The organism is Bradyrhizobium sp. (genome assembly GCF_049581145.1).
Lineage (GTDB): Bacteria > Pseudomonadota > Alphaproteobacteria > Rhizobiales > Xanthobacteraceae > Bradyrhizobium.
In genome coordinates, this window is record NZ_JBAURI010001277.1 from 1 (window position 1) to 6,717 (window position 6,717).

Sequence of the window (6,717 nt, forward strand, 5' to 3'; positions counted from 1 at the left end):
GCCCAGGCCTCTCCCGTCGGATGGAAAGATCGCTGCTGCAGTCGAACCGATTGCGCCGGAGCTCGACGACAAGCCTGCGCCGCCGGCCGGTGCTGCCTTGCGTGCGGTCGGCGATAAGCCCGCCGCGCCGCCTCCCTCCGCGGATCAAGACGACGACGAGGATGACGAGCTCGAGCGCGATGATGACGAGGACGAGGAGGATCTCGTCGTCTTCACCGCCAGGGAAGCCGCCGGCGCGCTGGCGACGGTCTACCGCTTCGTCCGGCCGCTGCTCGCCAGCTACAGGAAGATCCTGATCTTCGTCGGGCTCGGCGTCACCGTCGAGACGCTGTTCAATGTCATCATGCCGCTCAGCCTGAAGTTCCTGATCGACGATGCGCTGGGCGAAGAGGATTTCCAGGCGCTGGTCCGGATTCTCTCGGTGCTGGGCGCGGCCGGAATCATCACGTCGGTCGTCGCGGTCTGGTATGAGCGGTGGGACGCCCGCTTGGCGGCGTCGCTGATTTCCGACGTGCGCGCGCGGCTGTTCGAACACGTGCAGAATCTGCCGTCGGCCTTTTTCGCGCGCACCCGGCGCGGCGAGATCCTGTCGCGGTTTTCCGTGGATCTGGCGGCCTTCGAAGGATCGGTCAAGAGTTTTGCCAACAGCGCGGCGCTGCCGCTGTTCGAACTGATCGCCGGCATCATCCTGATGCTGTTCCTGAACTGGCAACTGGCCGCGGTGGCGCTGTTGGTGTTTCCGATCACGCTGATCGGGCCGCGGATTCTGACGCCGCTGGCGGTGCAGGCCAATTACGAGCAGAAGCTCAACGAGTCGGCGCTGCTCGGCATGGTGCAGGAGAACATCGCAGCCCAGGCGGTGGTCAAGGCGTTCAGCCTGCAGCGCCGCAGCTTCGGCTGGTTTCGGATGCGCAACGACGAGGCGCGAGAGCGGATCGCGGCCGCGACGTTCCTGTCGACCATGGTCGAGCGCACCGTCACCATCGCGGTGCTGCTGCTGCACCTCGTGGTGCTCGCGCTCGGCGCTTATCTGGCGACCAAGGGCCAGATCACGATCGGCACCTTCGTGACCTTCGAGAGCGCGTTCTGGGAGGTGTCCTACAACATCGCCCATGTGATGCATTTCATCCCGGTATCGATCCAGGCCGCCGCGGCGGTGCGTCACATGCAGGAATTGTTGGACGCGCCGACGCGCGGCGCCGATCGTCCGGGCGCACCCGACCTGCCGCGCATCTCCCACGACATCACCTTCGAGCATGTCAGCTTCCAGTATGAAGGCAGCCAGACGCCGGTGCTCGACAATCTCAGCCTCAGGCTTGATGTCGGCAAGCGCATCGCCATCGTCGGCCCGAGCGGCTCCGGCAAGAGCACGCTGCTCAATCTGATCCTGCGCCTGTATGTGCCGGACGAGGGCCGCGTCACCATCGACGGCGTCGATATCCGCAAGGTGACGCGCGAATCGCTGCGCCGGAGCATGGCGGTGGTGTTCCAGGAGAACATGCTGTTCAACATGTCGATCCGCGAAAACATCCGGCTCGGCAAGGAAGGCGCCACCGACGCCGAAGTCGAAGAGGCGGCCAAAAAAGCCGAAATCCATCGCTACATCGTGAGCCTGCCGCGGAAATACGATACGCCCGTCGGCGAGCGCGGCGATACGCTGTCGGGCGGCCAGCGCCAGCGTATCGCGATCGCCCGTGCGATCATCCGCAACCCGTCGCTGTTGCTGTTGGACGAGGCGACCTCGGCGCTGGACCAGACCACGGAGGCCGCGATCAACCGCACGCTGCTCAAGGTCGCCAAGGGCAGGACCATGATCTGGTCGACCCATCGGCTGACCTCGGTGGTCGAGATGGACGAGATCATCGTGATCGCAGGCGGCCGGGCGATCGAGCGCGGGTCGCATCTGGAACTCCTGGCCAAAAACGGTGTTTACCGCAGGCTTTGGGACGACCAGGGCCACGCGCTGCACCTGCCCGATCCGGCGGACGACGACGAAGATGACGATGACGATGACGAGGAATAGCATCGGCGGGTGATCCGCGCCGCCGCGACTGGACGGCGGCGGCGATCAGCAGCCGTTCGGCAGGCCGTGCCCACATCAATCTTCCACAATAATCGACCACAATAAGCGACCACAATCGTCGTCCCGAGAAGGCCTCCGCAAAGTCAGTCTTCGCAAAATTCTGGAGACATATCGTGCCGATTGACCGCCGCTCCCTGATGAAAAGTGCCGGCTTGATGGCGTTGGCGGGTGCTGCGCCGCGATTCGCGCGTGCCGAGCAGCCCGCCGTCGAGAAGGCGGACTATACGCTGCGAATCGCAACCGGCCGCGTCGAGCTCGCGCCCGACCACATCGTCTCCACCACGCTTTACAACGGCCAGTTTCCAGGCCCGCTGCTGCGTTTCAAGGAGGGCCAGCCCGCCATCGTCGACATCTACAACGACACCGATACGCCCGAACTCGTGCACTGGCATGGCCAGATGATCCCAAGCGATGTCGACGGTGCCGCGGAGGAGGGCTCGCCCTTCGTACCGGCGCACGGCATGCGGCGGATTGCGTTCACACCAAGGCCGTCCGGCTTGCGCTTCTATCACACCCATGTGGTCGCGGGCGGTGACCTGAACCGCGGCACCTATACCGGCCAGGCCGGACCGGTCTATATCGAGCCGCGGATCGATCCCGGCGCCTATGACCGCGAGGTCTTTCTGGTGCTGAAGGAGTTTTTGCCCACGTTCAGCCGCGGCGGCGACATGGCGATGCAGGCCCTTGCGGGCACGCCGCTCCCGGCGCTGCAGGAGATCGGCAAGGCGGCGGATGCCGCGGCCAAGGAGAAGACAAAGGGGTTTGAAGTCGGTTACGACCTGTTCGGCATCAATGGCCGCATGCTCGGCCATGGCGAGCCAATCCGCGTCAAGCAGGGCGAGCGGGTGCTGTTTCACGTCCTCAACGCCAGCGCCGGCGAGATCCGCAGCCTGGCGCTGCCCGGCCACAGTTTCAGGATCATGGCGCTCGATGGTAATCCGGTCCCGACGATGGCCGAGGTGCCGCTGCTCTGGCTCGGCACCGCCGAGCGCATCTCGGCGGTGGTCGAGATGAAGCATCCCGGGGTCTGGGTCATGGGCGATCTCGCCGATGACGACCGCAGCCGGGGCATGGGGATCGTGGTCGAATATGCCGGGCAAAAGGGCAAACCCCAGTGGGGCAAGCCCAAACCTTACCGCTGGGACTATAGCCTGTTCGGCAAGCCGAACACCGCGCCCGCATCGCCCGACGAGACGTTCGAGATCATCATCGTCAAGCACAACGCGGCGCTCGACGGCTTCAATCAATGGACGCTCAACGGCGAAGCGTTCTCGATGGACACCATGAAGCCTGCCTATACCGTCCACCAGGGCAAGCGCTATCGGTTGAAATTCCGCAATGCCAGCGATGATATCCATCCGCTGCATCTGCATCGGCACAGTTTCGAGCTGGTTCGGATCGGCGGCAAGCCGACCGCGGGCGTGCTCAAGGACGTGGTGATGCTCGACGGCTTTCAGGAGGCGGAATTCGACTTTGTCGCCGACAATCCCGGGCCCACGCTGTTCCATTGTCACCAGCAACTGCACATGGATTTCGGCTTTATGGCGCTGTTCAACTATGCTTAGTCGGTTGCGCTCCGCCCAAATCCTCGCCGCGCCGACGGGATGCCATGACGGTCGACGCCGATTCGCCGCAATCGAACAATGACGGGAAGGGCACGGCCCTCGAGGTCCTGCTGATCTATCTCAGGCTCGGCGTGACCTGCTTCGGCGGACCGATCGCGCATATCGGCTATTTCCGCGATGAGTTCGTCACGCGCCGCCGCTGGCTCGATGAGGCGGCCTATGCCGATCTGGTCGCCTTGTGCCAGTTCCTGCCGGGACCGGCCAGCAGCCAGGTCGGTTTCTCGGTCGGGCTGATGCGGGCCGGCTATCTCGGCGGCCTTGCGGCGTGGACGGGCTTTACGCTGCCGTCGGCGCTGGCGATGGTGCTGTTTGCCTACGGTGCGGGTCACATCGAGGGGCCGCTCGGCGGCGGGCTCATTCACGGCCTCAAGCTGGTTGCGGTTGCGATCGTCGCGCAGGCGGTGTTGGGCATGGCGCGCACGCTCTGCCCGGATCGGGAGCGGGCCTCGATCGCGGCGGTTGCGGCGCTGATCGTCCTGCTCAGTTCCGCCTCGCTCGCCCAGATCGGCGTGATCCTGCTCGGCGGCCTCGCCGGGCTATGGCTGTGTCGTGGCGTGCCGCCAGCAGCAGCGGTGCACCTGGCGCTGCCGGTGTCGCGCACAGCCGGGCTTGCCGCGCTGATTTGCTTCTTCGTGTTGCTGGTGGGCCTGCTATCGCTGCAGGGCCGCTCGGCGCTGGACGGCATCAACCTGCTCGCGGCATTCTATCGCTCCGGCGCGCTGGTGTTTGGCGGCGGCCATGTGGTGCTGCCCTTGCTGCGCGACGGGTTTGTCGCACCCGGCTGGGTCAGCGACGACGCCTTCCTGGCCGGCTATGGCGCGGCGCAGGCCTTGCCGGGGCCGCTGTTCACCTTTGCCGTCTATCTCGGGGCCGTGGTCAAGCTATCGCCTAACGGGATCGCGGGGGCGGCGCTCGGCCTGATCGGCATTTTCCTGCCCGGCATCCTCATCCTGATCGGCACGCTGCCATTCTGGGATGGCTTGCGCGTTCGCCCCAACGCGCAAGCCGCCATGCGCGGCATCAATGCGGCGGTCGTCGGGATTCTCGGCGCCGCGCTCTACGATCCGGTGTGGACCAGTTCGGTGCGGACGCCGGCGGATGTCGCGGTCGCGCTGGTCTGTTTCGTCCTGCTGATGGCCTGGCGCGCGCCGCCGCTCGTGGTCGTCGTGGTCGGCGCGCTCGGCGGCATCGCGCTCGCGCTCGGCTCGTCGTAGTTGGATTGTAGGCTTCAGCTCATGTGAATGGTACGAAACCGTGCCGGGCCTCCAGAGACGAACGGAGCCGCTGGCACTCCGGAAACGTCCGCATTCGGAGCACCGCGCACTTGGCCTGATCTTGTGCCGGTTCGTCCCGGTCGTGAATGTCCCATGGTCGACTTGCGCGACCTCATTCAATGTGCCGCTCTCGCCTTCATCAAAATGAACAGGTGCGAGCCTGTGGTGATGACCGAGAAAATGACTATTCCCAATTCAGCACCATGCACATTTTGCGGCGCATGCGTCGAAACCAGCCAAATAAAGAGCCGAACGGCTCCCATGAAGACAACCATTCCCCACATCGCGAACCATTTTGGGGCGTACCATGTTGGCTGCCCATTCAGTCCCCACTGCATTGGGATGCGTTCGCGCTCTATACGGCGGCCAAAATAGAGGTTGAAGGTGACAACCAAGGCAACAGCCAGAGCAAAAACGTAATCTGCGGGTAACATGCTTTGTGCCTTCCGGGAAACGAGCAACGCGTCACAAGATGGAGCTATCGCAATCTGTACTTGTCTAGGTCGAACCGCTCGCGCCTGAATGCCAAGCGGAAAAGCGCGCCAACCGCACGCCGGGGGGCGTTCCACTCAGTACGACAGATCGAGCGCACTGGTTTTGGCAATGCTCTCGATCCCGCCGTGTAGGGGCCGGCGACACCAAAAAACGATCAGGCTGAACCAATACGTCTCATGCCTTTGTCCAACTCGAACCGTTCGACCATTTGATCGTACCGGGTGCCTGAAGCGTGCCGGTGTAGGTCTTGTCGTCGGGGAAATTGACGGTGATGGTGGTGCTATTGACGATCGAGCCGCGAGCGGTCGGGCGACGATAGGCGGACATATCGACCACAACGGAAGAGCCGCTCACCGAAATGACGGGGCCCGTAGTGCCGCCGCTCGCCCACTTGCCGTTGAGATTGAAGATCGTCTCGATTGTCCCCGCGCCCGCACTGACAACGGTGACCTGCCCGGTTGCGCCTTTGGGCGTGCGGTAGAAGCGATAGGTCCCGTTCGCGTCCGTCCAAGAATACAGGACCTGCGATCCGATGGTGAGCTTGATTGCGGTGTTCGGAAGGATCTTGCCGGTCGCGTCGTGAAGGACGCCGGTGTAAGTCACGGGGTCGTCGACGAGAAAGAACATCAACGTGCCGTACAGGACGTCTTGATAGACCTGAAGGCTGGTCGGTCCCGTATAGCCCGCAGCCGGGCCGCCGATCGTGGGGGTCACGGTCTGAGTTGCCCCGTCAGTCGCGGTCACCGTCGTGGTGTTTGTCATGCTGAAGCTGTCGGTACCTCCGACGGTCAGGGACAAGGCTTTGCCCAACGTGCCGCTTGCCGACACGTCCAGTCCCCAAGAGGCCGAGGTTTGATTGATGCCGGTATATGTCACCGTGTATGTCACGGGTTCCGAAAGAATGGGTGAGCTCGCACCTTGTCCAGGCGGCTCATAGGTGAACTGAAGATCGGTGAGGACATAGCGGCCGCCGTCGACGCCCGTCTGACCGTTTGCCAGCGGATTGAGTGCGCGGAGATTGGCAAAGTCCGTCGCAGTCAGACCGGCGCTGACGCAGCGCGCATAGACGCTCGGGCTCTCTTTTTGAAAGAGAGTGAGATCGTTTAGCCAGTTCATCTGGATATAGACGACGCTGTCTTCGTTGCCGGTGAAATCCAGGCTCCAATTCATGTTGAAGCGTGGGTCGACAATGACGTTCATCGTCGGATTCAGCAGAATGTAGATCAGATCGTAGTCGTGG

5 protein-coding genes are annotated in these 6,717 nt (G+C 63.5%); 3 read left to right on the top strand and 2 right to left on the bottom strand.

Annotated features, from left to right (window positions below; genetic code table 11):
* The 3 genes from WCB02_RS40515 to chrA form a co-directional block, all read left to right on the top strand.
* Positions 1-2,023 (top strand): ABC transporter ATP-binding protein (locus WCB02_RS40515; RefSeq protein ID WP_423968260.1); only part of this gene is annotated, 2,023 nt, incomplete at its 5' end.
* Between the two features lie 173 nt (positions 2,024-2,196).
* On the top strand, positions 2,197-3,648 hold the full coding sequence (locus WCB02_RS40520; RefSeq protein WP_423968262.1) for a multicopper oxidase family protein: 1,452 nt from the start codon (positions 2,197-2,199) through the stop codon (positions 3,646-3,648).
* 44 nt (positions 3,649-3,692) lie between these two features.
* Entirely contained in the window at positions 3,693-4,922 is a 1,230-nt protein-coding gene (gene chrA / locus WCB02_RS40525; RefSeq protein ID WP_423968265.1) for a chromate efflux transporter, read from the top strand.
* Positions 4,923-5,098: 176 nt separating this feature from the next.
* Here the strand turns inward: chrA and WCB02_RS40530 are convergent, their stop codons facing one another.
* Positions 5,099-5,416, bottom strand: a complete 318-nt coding sequence (locus WCB02_RS40530; RefSeq protein ID WP_423968267.1) for a DUF1648 domain-containing protein — start codon at positions 5,414-5,416, stop codon at positions 5,099-5,101.
* 235 nt (positions 5,417-5,651) lie between these two features.
* Positions 5,652-6,717: hypothetical protein (locus tag WCB02_RS40535; RefSeq protein ID WP_423968269.1), on the bottom strand; the 1,066-nt coding region annotated here is incomplete at its 5' end.